This window comes from Streptomyces sp. Je 1-4 4N24 (assembly GCF_026239515.1).
Taxonomy (GTDB): domain Bacteria; phylum Actinomycetota; class Actinomycetes; order Streptomycetales; family Streptomycetaceae; genus Streptomyces; species Streptomyces nigrescens.
In genome coordinates this window covers 3,831,801-3,846,152 of sequence record NZ_CP110836.1, presented here as the reverse complement: position 1 = coordinate 3,846,152, position 14,352 = coordinate 3,831,801, and the positions used below count along the sequence as shown (strand labels likewise).

The window sequence follows — 14,352 nt, the reverse complement described above, 5'->3', positions numbered from 1 at the left end:
CGGCCGTCGGGCCCGCCCGGATGATGGGCGGCCAGCCCACCGAGAAGTCGATGGACTTCAAGGGCTCCGGCAAACGGCTGCTGGCCCAGATGCGGCCGGAGCGAGGCATCATGAGCCTCGCCCTGGCCCTGGGCGCACTGAGCGTGGCCCTGACGGTCGTCGGCCCCAAGGTCCTCGGCCACGCCACCGACCTGATCATGTCCGGCATCATCGGCCGGCAACTGCCCGACGGGCTCACCAGGGCCCAGGCCGCCGGCCAACTCCGTGCCCACGGCCAGGACGGGCTCGCCGACATGATCGGCACGATGCCGGTCGTCCCCGGCCACGGCATCGACTTCGGTGCCGTCGGCCAGGTGCTGCTCTGGGTCACCCTGATCTACGCGGCCGCCTCGCTGTTCGGCTTCGTCCAGGCCAGGATCGCCACCCGGGTGGTCCAGCGGGCCGTCTTCCGGATGCGCGAACAGGTCGAGGAGAAGCTGGCCCGGCTGCCGCTGAGCTACTTCGACAAGCAGCAGCGCGGCGAGGTCCTCTCCCGGGCCACCAACGACATCGACAACATCCAGCAGACGCTCCAGCAGACCCTCAGCCAGATCGTCGCCTCGCTGCTGACCATCGTCGGCGTGCTCGCCATGATGTTCTGGATCTCCCCGCTGCTGGCCCTGGTCGCCCTGATCACGGTCCCGGTCTCGGTCGTCGTCGCCACCAAGGTCGGCAAGCGCGCCCAGCCGCAGTTCGTCCAGCAGTGGAAGACCACCGGCAAGCTCAACGCGCACATCGAGGAGATGTACACCGGCCACAGCCTGGTGAAGGTCTTCGGCCGGCAGCGCGAGTCCGCCGAACTCTTCCGCGAACAGAACGAGGCCCTCTACGCCGCCGGGTTCAAGGCCCAGTTCATCTCCGGGATCATCCAGCCCGCGATGATGTTCATCGGCAACCTCAACTACGTCCTGGTGGCGGTGGTCGGCGGCCTCCGCGTCGCCTCCGGGGCCCTCTCCATCGGCGACGTCCAGGCCTTCATCCAGTACTCCCGGCAGTTCAGCCAGCCGCTCACCCAGGTCGCCTCGATGGCCAACCTCGTCCAGTCCGGCGTCGCCTCCGCCGAGCGGGTCTTCGAACTCCTCGACGCCACGGAGCAGGACCCCGACCCCGTACGGCCGGCCCGCCCCGAACGCATCGAGGGCCGGGTCGAGTTCGAGGACGTCTCCTTCCGCTACGCACCGGACAAGCCGCTCATCGAGGACCTCGCGCTGGCCGTCCACCCCGGCCAGACGGTGGCGATCGTCGGCCCGACCGGCGCCGGCAAGACCACGCTCGTCAACCTCCTGATGCGCTTCTACGAGGTGAGCGGCGGCCGGATCACCCTCGACGGCGTCGACATCGCCGCCATGTCCCGCGAGGAACTGCGCGCGCACATCGGCATGGTCCTCCAGGACACCTGGCTCTTCGGCGGCACGATCGCCGAGAACATCGCCTACGGAGCCCCCGCGGGCACCCCGATGGACAAGATCGTGGCGGCGGCCAGGGCCACCCATGTCGACCGCTTCGTGCGGACCCTGCCGGACGGCTACGACACGGTGCTCGACGACGAGGGCAGCAATGTCTCCGTCGGCGAGAAACAGCTGATCACCATCGCCCGCGCCTTCCTCGCCGAACCGGCCATCCTCGTCCTGGACGAGGCCACCAGCTCGGTCGACACCCGCACCGAGGTGCTCATCCAGCACGCGATGGCCCAGCTCCGCACCGGCCGCACCAGCTTCGTCATCGCCCACCGCCTCTCCACGATCCGCGACGCGGACGTCATCCTCGTCATGGAAAACGGTGCGATCGTGGAACAGGGGCCCCACGATGCGCTGTTGGCCGCCAATGGCGCGTACGCGCGTTTGTACGCGGCCCAGTTCGCGGAGCCCGTGGCGTAGCGCTGCTTTTCCCACGTTTTTGGCTTTCCCGCCGTGGTTGTTGCTCGCCGTTGCGGGTCCGCTGCGCGGGGCGTGGGTTCGGGTGATGTTTGCGGGTTCCTCGCCGTTGCCGCTCCGCTGCGCGGTGCCTCAGCTGATGCTTGCGGGTGCCTCGCCGTTGCGCCTGCGGCGGGCGGGTGGTTGTCGGGTGCGGTGACGGGCCTCCGGGGCCTGGTGTGTGGACTGCTTCGCTTTACGTCCACACACCAGGCCCCTCCGGCCCGTCCCCTCCCGTGGGGGGAGTAGTGGCGGTGGGTGGGGGCGGGCGTCCGTAGGCGGTATTTCACTCCTGCTTCGCGAGGAACAGTGGACCACCGGCGGGTAGCCCCACCAACCGTTTTCCCATCCCCCCACGGGAGGGGACGGGCCGGAGCGGGTGGGGTGCCGGACGTAAAGCGAAGCAGTCCGGCACCCCACCCGCGGAGGTCCGTCACCGCACCCCGACAGCCCCGCGCAGCGGACCCGGCCCGCCGCAGGCGCCACGGTGGGACAGCCGAAAACGTGGGGCCGAAGGCAAAGCGCAGCGGACCGGCCCGCCGCCAGGCGCAACGGCGGGGGCACCGCGCAGCGGGCCACAAACGGCGAGCAACACCCACGGCGGGACAGCCGAAAACGTGGGAAGCCGTCCACATCGTGGGACACCGCCCGCGAAAAAATGAGCACCCGCCGCCGCGTCGGCGAACCCACTCGCGAGGCCTCGGCCGGCCCTCGGCCAAAGCGACCCCCGCCGCTTGAAATGGGGCCTCCCGGGGGTCCCGCGTACCCCCGGCCCGTCACCCGTCGGCGGTCAACGACCGCCCCCGTCGACCACACGAAGTGATCGGCAGAACACAAAAAGCTTCAGAAGCGGCCTCCGCTCCGGAAGCCAGGTGAGCTATTCTGCTGGGCAAGAAGGATCCGGGCAGCGTAGCCCCCGGGTCCTTTCGTGCTTTCAGCCACGTGCTCGCGCAGCCACATGCTTGCGCAGCCACGCGCGCGGCTGTGAGGACCGTACGAAGCAGTGCCGCAGACTCCCCCGGCCAGGGCCGGGAGCCCCGTCGCAGGGACCGAGGAGGAACCAGACGTCATGGGCGAGCGAAGCAGGCAGGACCGCACGCATCAGAGGACACAGCGCTCCGGGAACCGGGTAGGTGGTCGGAAGTGAGTTCGCTCCTGCTGCTGACCAACGCACTCCAGCCGTCGACGGAGGTGCTCCCGGCGCTCGGCCTGCTGCTGCACAGCGTGCGGGTGGCCCCCGCCGAGGGCCCGGCCCTGATCGACACGCCAGGGGCCGACGTCATACTGATCGACGGCCGTCGTGATCTGCCGCATGTGCGGTCCCTGTGCCAGCTGCTGCGGTCCACCGGCCCCGGCTGCCCGCTGGTGCTGGTGGTGACGGAGGGCGGGCTCGCCGCCGTCACCGCGGACTGGGGCGTCGACGACGTCCTGCTGGACACCGCGGGACCCGCCGAGGTCGAGGCGCGGCTGCGGCTGGCGATGGGCCGCCAGCAGATCACGACCGACGACAGCCCGATGGAGATCCGTAACGGTGATCTGTCGGTGGACGAGGCGACCTACAGCGCGAAACTCAAGGGGCGGGTCCTGGACCTGACCTTCAAGGAGTTCGAGCTGCTGAAGTATCTGGCGCAGCATCCCGGCCGGGTCTTCACCCGTGCCCAGCTCCTGCAGGAGGTGTGGGGCTATGACTACTTCGGCGGTACGCGGACGGTCGACGTCCACGTCCGGCGGCTGCGCGCCAAGCTCGGCCCCGAGCACGAGTCGCTGATCGGCACGGTCCGTAACGTCGGCTACCGCTTCGTGACGCCGGAGAAGGTGGAGCGGGCGGCGGAGGCCAAGGCCAAGGAGGACGCGGCGAAGGCGGCGAAGTCCGCCCCTGCCGCGGACCGTGCGTCCGGGGACGGTGACGGCTCCGGGAAGGCCGTCGCCGCGGGTGCGGACTCCCCGGCCCCACGACCTGCCCGCCGGTAGCACCACCCGCGTAGACTGCCGCGCGTGGCCAAGGTGACGCGGGATGATGTGGCAAGACTGGCGGGTACGTCCACCGCCGTTGTCAGCTACGTCATCAACAACGGACCAAGGCCGGTTGCCCCGGCCACGCGCGAGCGGGTGCTCGCCGCCATCAAGGAGCTCGGCTACCGGCCGGACCGCGTCGCGCAGGCGATGGCGTCCCGCCGTACCGATCTCATAGGCCTGATCGTGCCGGACACCCGGCAGCCGTTCTTCGCGGAGATGGCGCACGCCGTCGAACAGGCCGCCGCCGAGCGCGGAAAGATGGTGCTGGTCGGCAACGCCAACTACCTCGACGAGCGCGAGGTGCACTATCTGCGTGCCTTCCTCGGGATGCGGGTCTCCGGGCTGATTTTGATCAGTCAAGGGCCCAGTGAGCACGCCGCCGCCGAGATCGATGCGTGGGATGCGCGGGTGGTGCTGCTGCACCGGCGGCCCGATGCCATCGACGATGTCGCGGTGATGACGGACGACGTGTGGGGCGCGCAGCTGGCGACCCGGCATCTGCTGGAGCACGGCCATCCGTATGTCGCCTTCCTGGGCGGTACGGAGGAGACCCCGAAGTCCGGCGACCCGGTGACCGACCATGTCGAGGGCTGGCGGCGGGCCATGCTGGAGTCCGGGCGCTCGCCGGAGGGCTACTACTTCCAGTCCCCGTACAACCGCTATGACGCCTACCAGGTCGCACTGAAGCTGCTGGCCGGTCCGGAGCGGCCGCCGGCCATCATGTGCGCGACGGACGACCAGGCGATCGGTGTGCTGCGGGCCGCCCGCGAGCTGCGTATCGATGTGCCCGGTGAGTTGGCGGTCGCGGGCTTCGACGATGTGAAGGAAGCCGCGCTGACCGATCCGCCGCTGACCACGGTCGCCTCGGACCGCGAGGCGATGGCGCGGGCGGCGGTGGATCTGGTGCTGGACGACGGGCTGCGGGTGGTCGGCTCCCGGCGGGAGCGGCTGCGGCAGTTCCCGTCGCGGCTGGTGGTGCGGCGCTCCTGCGGCTGCGGCGGCTGAGAAAGCCGGCCGACGCGCCGCCGAGCCAGGCGGCTTTATGTCGGGCATACCCACTTCTGTCGGGTCTCTCAGGGCGTTCTCAGGCAGCTCTCATGGAGCGGTCGCAGAGTCATCTTCATGACCCAGAGCTACCGCCGAAGCGGCGATGAGATGCCACAGGACCGGCCGTACGCGTACGGCGACGACCACGGCCAGGGCTACGGCCAGGGCCAGGGCTACGACCACGGCCAGGGCCAGGGCCAGGGCCAGGGCCACGAGGCGTACGGGGCGGCCCCCGGCGCCGGCTTCAGTGAGCAGGCGGTCCCGCCGCCGCCCCCGTATGCGCCCGAGCGGCGGCGCCGGGCCCGGCGGCCGGTCGCGCTGATCGCGGCGGTCGCGCTCGCCTCCGGTCTCATCGGGGGCGGCAGCGCGGCGCTGATCGCCGGCGCCACCGGGCCGTCGGCGCAGAACAGCTCCTCCACCCCGCTCGTCAATGCGGGCAAGACCAGCGGCAGCGGGGTCTCGGGGGTGGCCAAGGCGGTCAGCCCGGCGATCGTGGAGATCAAGGCACAGAGCGCCAAGGGGGAGTCCACCGGCTCCGGTGTGGTCGTCACCAGCGACGGCGAGATCGTCACCAACAACCATGTGCTCGCCGGTGCGGACACCGTCACGGTCACCTTCAGCGACGGCAGCCGGAAGACGGCCGAGGTCGTCGGCACCGACCCCGGCAAGGACCTGGCGCTGGTCAAGGTGCGCGGCGCCAAGAACCTCACCGCGGCCTCGCTCGGCGACTCCAGCAAGATCACGGTCGGCGACCAGGTGGTGGCGATCGGCTCGCCCGAGGGCCTCACCGGGTCCGTGACCAGCGGAATCGTCTCCGCCCTCGACCGGGATGTCACCGTCCCCAAGGAGGAGGGACAGGGGCAGCAGGACGGTCCGGGCGACGGGGGCTGGCCGTTCGAGTTCGGCGGCAACCAGTACAACGGCGACACCGGTGCGTCGAAGACCTCGTACAAGGCCATACAGACCGACGCCTCGCTCAACCCCGGCAACTCCGGTGGCGCCCTGATCAATATGCAGGGGCAGATCATCGGCATCAACTCCGCGATGTACTCGCCGAGTTCGGCATCAGGCAGCAGTGCGGGCAGCAGCGCGGGCAGTGTCGGCCTCGGCTTCGCCATCCCGATCAACACCGTCAAGGACGATCTCGACGCGCTGCGCGGCGGCGGCAACAGCGGCGTCTGACCGCCCGCCGGCCGCCGCACGAGAGGCTTGGCGTCATCCCGCTCGAGCTTGGCGTCATCCCGCTCAGATTCCCCGTGTTCGTGCAAGGGTGAAGTGCAACCCTTCGCCGCCATCCGAGGTCCGAGGTAACCACGCACATGAGCCCCGCCGAGCACGGTGACCACCCCGCCCGCATCCTGATCGTCGACGATGAGCCCGCGGTCCGTGAGGCCCTGCAGCGCTCGCTGGTCTTCGAGGGGTATGTGACCGAGCAGGCGGTGGACGGTCTGGACGCGGTCGAGAAGGTCGCGGTCTACGACCCGGAACTGATCGTGCTCGATGTCCTGATGCCCCGTATGGACGGGCTGACCGCCGCCCGCAGGCTGCGGGCGAGCGGGGTGACCGTGCCGATCCTGATGCTGACCGCGCGGGACACGGTCGGCGACCGGGTCACGGGGCTGGACGCCGGCGCCGACGACTATCTCGTCAAGCCCTTCGAGCTGGACGAGCTGCTCGCCCGGATCCGCGCCCTGCTGCGCCGCAGCTCGTACGCGGCGGCGGCCGGTGCCCCGCCCGTGGAGGGCGAGGTGCTGAGCTTCGCCGATCTGCGGATGGACCTGGCGACCCGTGAGGTGACCCGGGGCGGCAGGCAGGTCGAGCTGACCCGTACCGAATTCACGCTGCTGGAGATGTTCCTCGCCCATCCGCGGCAGGTGCTCACCCGCGAGCAGATCCTGAAGGCCGTATGGGGCTTCGACTTCGAGCCCACCTCCAACTCCCTCGATGTGTATGTGATGTATCTGCGCCGCAAGACGGAAGCGGGCGGCGAACCGCGGCTGGTGCACACCGTGCGGGGGGTCGGCTATGTCCTGCGGACGGACGGCGGGGCGGAATGACCACGGCGACCACGGCGTCGGACGGGGCGGCGGGCGCCGCGCAGAGCCGGCTCGGCGGATGGATCGCGCGGCTGCCGCTGCGCTCACGGCTGACCCTGCTCACGGCGGCCGCGGTGGCGGTGGCGGTGGCGGTCTCCGCGCTGGCCTGCTGGCTGCTCACCCGGGCCCAGCTGCGCGACGAGGTGGACAGCTCGCTGCAGAACGTCAGCGTCCCCACGGACTATCTGCAGCTGACCTACGCCAACTGCCAGCCCACCGACCCGACCGAGAGCAAGAACGCCCCGCCCTCGTACTACAACGTCCAGATCGTCCAGGTCGACGGCTCGCGCTGCATCGGGCCCAACTCCCAGCCGGTGCAGGTGCAGCGCGCGGATGTCGCGGTGGCACAGGGCGTGGCGCGGGACAGCCTGCATGACGCCGTCACCCCCGACGGCGTGGACGTCCGGGTGCTGACCAAGCACATCGGCGTCCAGGGCGTGCAGTTCGCGGTGTCCCTCTCGCGCCCGCTGACGGAGGTCGACAGCGCGCTGAACCGCCTGGCGCTGCTGCTGGCGGCCGTCGCGGGGCTGGGCGTCGTCGGCGCGGGCACCGCCGGTCTGGTCATCGCGCGCTCCGGCCTCAAGCCGGTGGACCGGCTGACCGACGCGGTCGAACAGGTCGCCCGTACCGAGGACTTGACCATCCGCATCCCGGCCGAGGGCGAGGACGAGATCGCCCGGCTCTCCCGCTCCTTCAACGCCATGACCGCGGCGCTGGCCGCCTCCCGCGATCTGCAGCAGCAGCTGATCGCAGACGCGGGCCATGAGCTGCGTACACCGCTGACCTCGCTGCGTACCAATATCGATCTGCTGGTGCGCAGCGAGCGGTCCGGCCGGCCGATCCCGCCCGCCGACAAGGAGGCGCTGCTGGCCTCGGTGAAGGCGCAGATGGGGGAGCTGGCGGCGCTGATCGGCGATCTGCAGGAACTGTCGCGGCCGACGGAGCCGGGGCAGAGCGCCGTCGCGGTGGTGGCGCTGCACGAGATCGTCGGCGCGGCGCTGGAGCGGGCCCGGCTGCGCGGCCCGTCGCTGACCATCGCGGCGGCCCTCGACCCCTGGTTCGTACGGGCCGAGCCGGCCTCGCTGGAGCGGGCGGTGGTGAATCTGCTGGACAACGCGGTGAAGTTCAGTCCGGTCGGCGGGACCGTCGAGGTGCGGCTGACCGGCGGCGAGCTGACCGTACGGGATCACGGTCCGGGCATTCCGCAGGACGAACTGCCGCATGTCTTCGAGCGGTTCTGGCGCTCCCCGTCCGCCCGCAGTCTGCCGGGCAGCGGTCTGGGCCTGTCGATCGTGGCGCGTACGGCGGAGCAGGCGGGCGGCGGGGTACGGCTGCGCTCCGCGGACCTCGGCGGCACCGAGGCGGTGCTGACGCTGCCCGGCGCCGCGACACCCCCGCCCGGGATGCCGGATCCGCCGAGGCCCCAGGAGCCGCGGTAGCGGACGCGTCCCCAACGGCGTCCGCACCGCACCCCCTGCGGTGCGCCCGCTACTTCTTGGGCTCCTTCTTCGCTCCCCCGACCGGCAGCTCCGAGCCCGTGATGTCGGCGCGGATGCCGTCCTCCTCGACGGAGATGTTGCGCAGCCGGATGTTCCCGGGCGTCTTGGGAAGCTGGAAGGACAGCGAGAGCTGGTCCGCGAGCTGCGGCTTGGTGAGCCCGGTCAGCGCGCCGAGGATCTTCGGGTCGATGCCGACCTTCTCCAGCAGCCACGGATGGTCGGCCACCACATCGACCAGGTTGACCTTCATCAGCTTCTGGACGAAGCGCGGCGACCCGGTCAGCTCGTGGAGCTTCTGCTCGTTGCGCAGTGCCTCCTGGATGTACGGCTGGGGGATGCCGATCCGGTCGGCGATCGCCGGGATGCTCAGCATCGACTTGACCTTGGCGGCCTGCCGGCTGAGCTCGGCGGCGGTCTTGCGGGTCAGCCGCAGGCCCTCCTCCTTGCCGGTGCCGGGGCGGTAGACGGCGATATCGCCGATGTCCAGCTGCATCTGGCTGATGTCGGTGGAGATACCGCGGTCACCGGCCCGCTGAATGCGCGCCTCGGCCCGTACGCGCAGTTCATGGCCGGCAATCGGCAGCTGACCGACCGCGCGGACCGCGTTCGGTCCCCTTTCGCTGAACTTCACCTGCGAGGCACCCAGCTCGCGGTTCATATCGTCGAAGGCGAGCAGCACACTGCCGTTCATGGTGCCGATCGTGGCGCCCTTGATGGAGGTGGGCAGATCACCGTCGATGCGTACGTCGTTCGCGGTGGCTTCGAATTTCGCCAGCGAAACGCGGTCCGCGGCCAGGTCGGGAATCGTGACCTTCACCTGGTCAACGCGCTTGTCCATGACCTGGGTGAGGAACGGGAATCCCTTGATGTCGACCTCGGGAGTGGCGTTCAGATGCAGGGCATCCTTCACCTTTTTAGCGGCCGCGTTCTGTGCGTACAGCACCGCGAACCGGTCGAAGAGCGTCAGGAATGACGTGCCGACCAGTACCGCCACCAGCAGTTTCACGGTGATCGACATCGCGGCGAAGCGGCTGAGGCCACGCTTCTTGCGGCGGTTCTTACGACGGTGGTTCGGCGGCTTCCAGGCCTGGTCCGTCTCGTCGTCCGAGCGCAGCCCGAGGCCCAGCGGGTCGTCGCTGTCGTCGCGCTCGTTGAGGTAGGTGCGGCGCCGGGGGGTGCCGTCGGCGTCGAACGAGCCGAATTCCGGGCCGGGTTCCGGCTCCGGCTCGGGGTCGGCGAGGGCTGCCAGGTCGGCGTACGGGTTGACCGTGTCGAGCCTTCTGGTGTCGCCGGTGGGGTCGTCCGGGGCGCCCGGCGCAAGGGGATGGGGGTGCTGCGCGGCGGGCGTGGGCGACGGTGAAGATATGCGTGTGGGGGTTCGCATCCGCTCATCTCACCACGAGCGGGTCCCTTGAACGCAAGTCGTACCGGAAGTAAGTCGGATACATGAAGGTTGTCCCCGCGGTCTTGGCAAAAAAATTGCCGCACATCTGGGGCGACTTGAACTACCGTCACCTCTCTTGGTGACCCATGCAACAGTGCGCGATGTGTCCGCGTCCATTGATCCATACCTGGACTCTCCGCGCCATTGTCCGGCTTATTCGTTTCCTTCCTCGCATTCAGTGCATTCACCCAACAAACGGAAGACGGTCGTCATCCCATGAAACCGCAGGAAGCTGCTCCCATGATCGTTGTGACCGGCGCAACCGGCAATATCGGCCGCGCACTTGTCGGCCGGCTCCTCGCGGACGGCGCCGCGGTACGCGCGCTGACCCGCGACCCGGCACGCGCCGGGCTGCCCGCCGAGACCGAGACCCTCCGCGCCGACCTCGCGGGCGCGGACGACCTCACACCTCTGCTGACCGGTGCCGACGCCCTTTTCCTCAATCTCGCGGCCGGCGGCGACCGGGCAGCGGTGGCGCTGACCGGGGCCGCCGTCCGGGCCGGTGTCCGCCGGATCGTCCTCAACTCCTCGATGGCGGTGACCGATACCCCCGCCGACGACACCCACCACATCGCCCGGCTGCACGCCGGTCTGGAGCGCGCGGTGCGAGGCTCCGGCCTGGAGTGGACCTTCGTCCGCGGCGGCAACTACGCCACCAACGCACTGGCCTGGTCCTCGTCGATCCGCGCGAACGGTGTGGTCCGCGACGCGCACCCGGGCGCCCGGGGCGTCCCCGTCCATGAGGCCGACCTCGCGGACGTCGCGGCCGCCGCCCTGCTGGACCGCAGCGGTGCGCACCTCGGCCAGGCGTATCCCGTCACCGGCCCGGCGGAGCTGACCGTGGCAGAGCAGGTCGCCGAGATCGGGCGGGCGACCGGAAAGGAGACCTCGGTCGAGCAGATCTCCGAGGAGGCGGCGGCCGAGGCGATGGCCGGGCCGCACTTCCCCAAGGAGGCCGCGCTGGAGCTGGTCCGGATGTTCGGCCAGACGGTCGAGGCACCGGCCTTCCCCGTCTCGGACGCCGTCGAGCGGATCACCGGACGGCCGGCCCGGACGTTCGCCCAGTGGGCGCGGGATCACGCCGCCGACTTCTCCTGACCGGACGGGCCGCCGGCGCCCCCGGCGGCCCGCAGGTCCTTGCCTTGCAGCACGGCCGGCGGCAGCATCCAGGGCAATCCCGATGGAACTCCCCTAAGGGCAACCCCGATGGCTTCCGGCCCCGCCGAAAATCCTTTGCCGCCGTCTCGCCCGCCGCCATACCGTCCGCGCATGCTGCCTCGCGTGGACACGGACGACGAGTGGGACGCGATCGTCCCCGACGAAGCGGTGATGCGGCCGGGCGTCGCCGCGCTCTGCACCCGGCTCGGCATCCGCGCCGATCCCCTCACCCGCTATCCGGCGGGCTCCCAGCCCGTCTACGCCGTCGGGGAGCGCTATGTCCTCAAGCTCTTCCCCGCCGCCGCTGCCGACGACGGGGTGACCGAGGCCCATGTCCTCACCCATCTCCAGGGGCAACTGCCCCTCCCCACCCCGTACGTCCACGACGCCGGTGAGTACGAGAACGGCTGGCGCTACATCCTGATGTCCCGGCTGCGCGGCACCGACCTGGCCGTCACCTGGCCCCGCGTTCCCCGCGCCGACCAGGACCGGATCGCCACCGAGGCCGGTGAGACCCTGGCCGCCCTGCACGGCCTGGACCCGTCACCGCTGGCGGGGGTCCTCGGCCCCGGCGACTGGGGCGCCTTCCTCGACCGGCAGCGCACCACGGCGGTCGACCGGCAGCGCGACCACGGCCTCCCCGAACCCTGGCTGGAACAGATCCCCGCTTTCCTCGCCTCCGCGCCCCCTCCCGCCCCTGGGCCCGGCGTCCTCCTCCACACCGAGTTCATGCGGCAGCATCTGACCGTCGACGAGCACGACGACTGGCGGCTGACCGGGCTCCTCGACTTCGAACCCGCGATGATCGGGCAGCGCGCCTACGACTTCGTCGCCGTCGGCCTCTTTGTCTCCCGCGGCGACCCCCGCCTCCTCTCGCGCATCTTCCGCGCCTACGGCGAGACCTTCACCCCCACCGAACTCCTCGCCCACACCCTCCTGCACGTTTACAGCAACCTGCCCTGGTACCTCCGCGAACTCCCCGCCCCGCCCGAGCCGACCCTGGAGTCCCTCGCGGAGACGTGGTTCGGGACGGGGTGAGGGGGGGCTCAGCGTGCCTTGCGCAGCTGTTGGCAGGCTTCGGTGCTGCTCGGCCGGTCGGCCGGGTCACGGCTCATCATCGGATCGGCTCCACGCGGTGAACGACCCGCCGACGCAAACGTCCCCGCTCCGGTTGGTGTCCGGAGCGGGGACGGTGTTCGAGGGAGACGGGGTCCGGGTCGGCGCCCGCGGGATTTGCGGAGGCCGACCGACCCCCGAGCCCTACTTCACCACCGTGATCCGGTCAGCCTTCGGCGGGGTGAGGGGCTTGTCCGCCGAGGAGTGGGCGGTCAGGTAGGCGGTGAAGGCGTCCAGGTCGGAGGGGCCGACGTACTTGTTCTTGCCGTCCTTGAAGGCGGGGAAGCCGTCGCCGCCGCCGGCCAGGAACTCGTTCATCGCGACGCGGTACGTCTTGGCCGGGTCGAGGGCCGCGCCGTTCAGCTTCACCGAGTCCTTGACGATGCGGTCGGCGCCCGACTTGGTCATGTCCAGGGTGTAGGTCAGGCCCTTGGAGACCTGGAGGATCTTCGGGGAGGCCGCGTTGGGGCCGCTGACCTGCTGCTGGAGGGCGGTCAGCAGCTGGGCGCCGGTGAGGTCGACGACGTTCATCATGTTGGTGAACGGCTGGACGGTGAACGCCTCGCCGTAGGTGACCACACCGTCGCCCTCCGAGCCGGACGCCTTGAAGGCGAGGTCGGAGCGCACCCCGCCGGGGTTCATCAGCGCGAGCTGGGCGCCTCCCTTGCCGTCCGCCTTGGTGGCCTCCAGCTGGGCGTCGGAGATCACGTCGCCGAGCGGAGACTCGGGGGCGTTGGCGCCGCGGCCCGCGATATCGGCGGAGATATGGCCGATGGGGCGGCCGGCGACCGGCGCAGCCAGCTTGTTCCAGCGGGCGATCAGCGACGTCATGTCCGCGGCCTTGGGCTGGCTCCGGTCGACGACGTGGTTGGCCGCGCCGGGCGCCTTGACGGCGGTCCGCACGATGTCGTGGGTGCGGCGGTCGTAGGTGAGCGTGGTGTCGGTGTAGAGCTTGCCGTACGACGCGGCGGAGGTGACGGTGCGCGGCTTGCCGGACGGGTCCGGGATGGTGCAGGCGTAGGCCTGGTGGGTGTGGCCGGTGACCAGCGCGTCGACGCGGGGCGTGACGTGCTTGGCGATGTCGGTGATCGGTCCGGAGATGCCGTCGCCGGGGCCGGGGCTGTCGCAGTTGTAGTTGTACGAGGTGGAGGCGGGCAGTCCGCCCTCGTGGATGAGGGCCACGACCGACTTCACGCCCTGCCGGTTGAGGACCTTGGCGTACTTGTTGATCGTCTTGACCTCGTCATGGAACTTCAGGCCCTTGATGCCCTCGGCGTTGACGATGTCCGGGGTGCCCTCCAGCGTCACCCCGATGAAGCCGATCTTGACGCCCTTGTGCTTCCAGACGGTGTACGGCTTGAGCAGCGGCTTGCCGGTCTTGTCGTCGGTGACGTTCGCGGTGAGGTAGGGGAAGCCGGCGCCCCGGAACTTCTTGCCGTCCTCGTAGCAGCCGTCCTTCGGGTGACAGCCGCCCTTCTGAAGGCGCGTCAGTTCCTTCCGGCCCTCGTCGAATTCATGGTTGCCGACCGAGGTGACGTCCAGGTCCAGCTTGTTCATCGCCTCGACGGTCGGCTCGTCGTGGAACAGACCGGAGAGCAGGGGGCTGGCACCGACCAGGTCGCCGGCCGCGGCGGTCACCGAGTAGGGGTGTCCCTTACGGGCCGTCCGCAGCGACTGCGCGAGGTACTCGGCACCGCCCGCCGGCACGCTCTTCTTGCTGCCGTCCGGCTGGATCTCCTCGACCGTGCCGGAGGAGCCCTGCGGCGGTTCCAGATTGCCGTGGAAGTCATTGAAGGAGAGCAGCTGGACATCGACGGTGCGGCCGGTGCGGGCGGCGCGGCCGGTGTCGGCGCCGGCCGGCAGGGCACCGGCGGCAAGTCCTGCGGCGGCCAGTACGGCGGCGCCGATCGTCAATCTGCGTACGGTGCGGCGCCGTTGCGGTGTCGCTGGCATGGGGTCCCCTCCTGGATGTACCTGAGCGGACGGCAGCTTATGGTCCACGCGCGTAGCGCAACAGGGGTGTA

The 14,352-nt window shown here is 70.4% G+C and carries 10 protein-coding genes; 8 read left to right on the top strand and 2 right to left on the bottom strand.

Annotation, left to right across the window (positions count from 1 at the left end; genetic code table 11):
* Positions 1–23 precede the first annotated feature (23 nt).
* The 6 genes from SLV14N_RS16450 (at position 24) to SLV14N_RS16425 (ending at position 8,550) form a co-directional block, all read left to right on the top strand.
* Positions 24–1,916, top strand: a complete 1,893-nt coding sequence (locus tag SLV14N_RS16450) for an ABC transporter ATP-binding protein (RefSeq protein WP_263273179.1) — start codon at positions 24–26, stop codon at positions 1,914–1,916.
* Between the two features lie 1,179 nt (positions 1,917–3,095).
* Positions 3,096–3,923, top strand: a complete 828-nt coding sequence (locus tag SLV14N_RS16445; RefSeq protein WP_208681604.1) for a response regulator transcription factor — start codon at positions 3,096–3,098, stop codon at positions 3,921–3,923.
* A 24-nt stretch (positions 3,924–3,947) separates the two neighbouring features.
* Positions 3,948–4,973: a LacI family DNA-binding transcriptional regulator gene (locus tag SLV14N_RS16440; RefSeq protein ID WP_026169660.1), complete on the top strand. Its 1,026-nt coding sequence runs from the start codon at positions 3,948–3,950 to the stop codon at positions 4,971–4,973.
* A 117-nt stretch (positions 4,974–5,090) separates the two neighbouring features.
* Entirely contained in the window at positions 5,091–6,197 is a 1,107-nt protein-coding gene (locus SLV14N_RS16435) for a S1C family serine protease (RefSeq protein WP_263269852.1), read from the top strand.
* A 137-nt stretch (positions 6,198–6,334) separates the two neighbouring features.
* Positions 6,335–7,072, top strand: a complete 738-nt coding sequence (locus tag SLV14N_RS16430) for a response regulator transcription factor (protein ID WP_208681602.1) — start codon at positions 6,335–6,337, stop codon at positions 7,070–7,072.
* Positions 7,069–8,550, top strand: coding sequence for a HAMP domain-containing sensor histidine kinase (locus tag SLV14N_RS16425; protein WP_259670351.1), 1,482 nt, complete (start codon positions 7,069–7,071; stop codon positions 8,548–8,550). Before SLV14N_RS16430 ends, SLV14N_RS16425 begins: the two co-directional genes overlap by 4 nt.
* A gap of 49 nt (positions 8,551–8,599) precedes the next feature.
* Here the strand turns inward: SLV14N_RS16425 and SLV14N_RS16420 are convergent, their stop codons facing one another.
* Positions 8,600–9,994, bottom strand: a complete 1,395-nt coding sequence (locus tag SLV14N_RS16420; protein ID WP_208681601.1) for a DUF2993 domain-containing protein — start codon at positions 9,992–9,994, stop codon at positions 8,600–8,602.
* Between the two features lie 300 nt (positions 9,995–10,294).
* Between SLV14N_RS16420 and SLV14N_RS16415 the strand changes: the two genes are divergently transcribed.
* A complete protein-coding gene (locus tag SLV14N_RS16415; RefSeq protein ID WP_263269851.1) occupies positions 10,295–11,152 on the top strand; it encodes an SDR family oxidoreductase in 858 nt (285 codons plus the stop codon).
* 171 nt (positions 11,153–11,323) lie between these two features.
* Positions 11,324–12,250, top strand: coding sequence for a phosphotransferase (locus tag SLV14N_RS16410; RefSeq protein ID WP_263269850.1), 927 nt, complete (start codon positions 11,324–11,326; stop codon positions 12,248–12,250).
* Between the two features lie 222 nt (positions 12,251–12,472).
* On the opposite strand, the gene SLV14N_RS16405 is transcribed toward SLV14N_RS16410, so the two are convergent.
* Positions 12,473–14,281: a bifunctional UDP-sugar hydrolase/5'-nucleotidase gene (locus SLV14N_RS16405; RefSeq protein WP_208681596.1), complete on the bottom strand. Its 1,809-nt coding sequence runs from the start codon at positions 14,279–14,281 to the stop codon at positions 12,473–12,475.
* Between the last annotated feature and the right edge of the window lie 71 nt (positions 14,282–14,352).

What these genes read in the sequence shown, in the direction of transcription:
- SLV14N_RS16450 (WP_263273179.1), top strand. Translation starts at nt 24, where the DNA reads ATGGGCGGCCAGCCCACCGAGAAGTCGATGGACTTCAAGGGCTCCGGC.
- SLV14N_RS16435 (WP_263269852.1), top strand. Translation starts at nt 5,091, where the DNA reads ATGACCCAGAGCTACCGCCGAAGCGGCGATGAGATGCCACAGGACCGG.
- SLV14N_RS16430 (WP_208681602.1), top strand. Translation starts at nt 6,335, where the DNA reads ATGAGCCCCGCCGAGCACGGTGACCACCCCGCCCGCATCCTGATCGTC.
- SLV14N_RS16425 (WP_259670351.1), top strand. Translation starts at nt 7,069, where the DNA reads ATGACCACGGCGACCACGGCGTCGGACGGGGCGGCGGGCGCCGCGCAG.
- SLV14N_RS16420 (WP_208681601.1), bottom strand. Translation starts at nt 9,994, where the DNA reads ATGCGAACCCCCACACGCATATCTTCACCGTCGCCCACGCCCGCCGCG.
- SLV14N_RS16415 (WP_263269851.1), top strand. Translation starts at nt 10,295, where the DNA reads ATGATCGTTGTGACCGGCGCAACCGGCAATATCGGCCGCGCACTTGTC.
- SLV14N_RS16410 (WP_263269850.1), top strand. Translation starts at nt 11,324, where the DNA reads ATGCTGCCTCGCGTGGACACGGACGACGAGTGGGACGCGATCGTCCCC.
- SLV14N_RS16405 (WP_208681596.1), bottom strand. Translation starts at nt 14,281, where the DNA reads ATGCCAGCGACACCGCAACGGCGCCGCACCGTACGCAGATTGACGATC.